This window comes from Arthrobacter sp. CAN_A2, assembly GCF_015752045.1.
In the GTDB taxonomy this organism is placed as follows: Bacteria; Actinomycetota; Actinomycetes; order Actinomycetales; family Micrococcaceae; genus Arthrobacter_D.
Genome location: NZ_JADOUS010000074.1, coordinates 1 through 1,269 on the forward strand (window position 1 = coordinate 1; position 1,269 = coordinate 1,269).

At 68.3% G+C, this 1,269-nt stretch carries 2 protein-coding genes; both read right to left on the reverse strand.

The features are described from left to right. Positions 1-851, reverse strand: an 851-nt coding sequence (locus tag IWX63_RS16645; protein ID WP_199279258.1) for an ABC transporter ATP-binding protein, incomplete at its 3' end; no start/stop codon positions are given. Continuing rightward, positions 848-1,269 (reverse strand): ABC transporter permease (locus tag IWX63_RS16650; protein ID WP_199279259.1); only part of this gene is annotated, 422 nt, incomplete at its 5' end. The genes IWX63_RS16650 and IWX63_RS16645, both read right to left, overlap by 4 nt.

The following is a 1,269-nucleotide window of genomic DNA, read 5'->3' on the forward strand; positions in this document are numbered from 1 at the left end:
TCCCCGGGTGGGATGAGCGTGAGTGCTTCCTGACGTACGACCAGAAGAGCCGGGCCGTCGGGTGCGTCGTCCTGGACTGGGAGGTGACCGAGGACCGAGTGGTGCCTGCCGTCGCTCACCAACCCGGGGATCGCGTTGAGGCCGCCGAGGAGGCGGTTCACGGCTTGCGTCGCGGGTTGGTAGTGGAGCTGGTGGACGGTGCCGTGCTGGAGGATGCGGCCGTCCTCGAGCACGGCGATGGAGTCGGCGAGGATCGATGCTTCCTGCCGGTCGTGGGTGACCAGCACGATGGTGGGCGCCAGCTGCGCCCGGATGGTCTGGATCAGCTCGTACATGTCCTCGCGGAGCTGCACGTCGAGGGACGCGAAAGGCTCATCGAGGAGCAGGATGCGCGGGTTGCGGGCCAGTGCCCGCGCCAGGGAGATGCGTTGTTCCTGCCCGCCGGATAGCTTCCCGACCGGCCTGCGCGCGTAGTCCGCCAACTGCACCAGCTCGAGGTAGTCCATGGCGTGGCGGCGGGCTTCGGCGCGCCGCTGGCCCGCCATGCGCGCGGGAAAGGCCACGTTGTCGATCACGTTCAGGTGAGGAAAGAGCAGCGCCTTCTGGAAGACCAGGGCCATCCCGCGCTGCTCGACCGGAACAGTTCTCATGTCCTGCCCATCGACGAGCACCTGCCCGGCGGTGGGTTCCTCGAGTCCGCCGATGATGCGCAAGATCGTCGACTTGCCGCTACCGGAGGCTCCCAACAGCCCGACGCAGCCCGACAGGGGCACGCTCAGGGACACGTCCTGCAGGACGTGCGTTCCCCCGAACGAGCGCGACACACCGTGAAGGTCAAGCGCGGAGCTCATGCGGCCGCCTTTCGGGTCAGGGCCGGCAACCCGAGGACGGCCAGAATCATGACCGGGGGGACGATGACGGCCAGGGACAGGACGGCCGTGAGCTGCTCATTGCCGGTCGATGATGCCGCGGCGCCGAGCAGCATCGGCAGGGTGGTGAGTTGCCCGCCTCCTACCAGCAGCGTTACCACATAGTCGCCCCAGCCGACGAGGAAGGCGAGGAAGAACGCCCGGGCTGTTGCTCCCGCGAGCAACGGCATCCGGACGTATCGGGTCACCTGGGCCGGGCGCGCACCCAGGGTGCGGGCGGCATCATCGAGCAGACGCTCATAGGAGGCCAGGGCACTGCGATACATGAACGCCGTGTACGGCAGCGCGGTCACCGCCAGGAGCAGGACAACACCGGCGAACGCCGGCACATGCAGGCGCA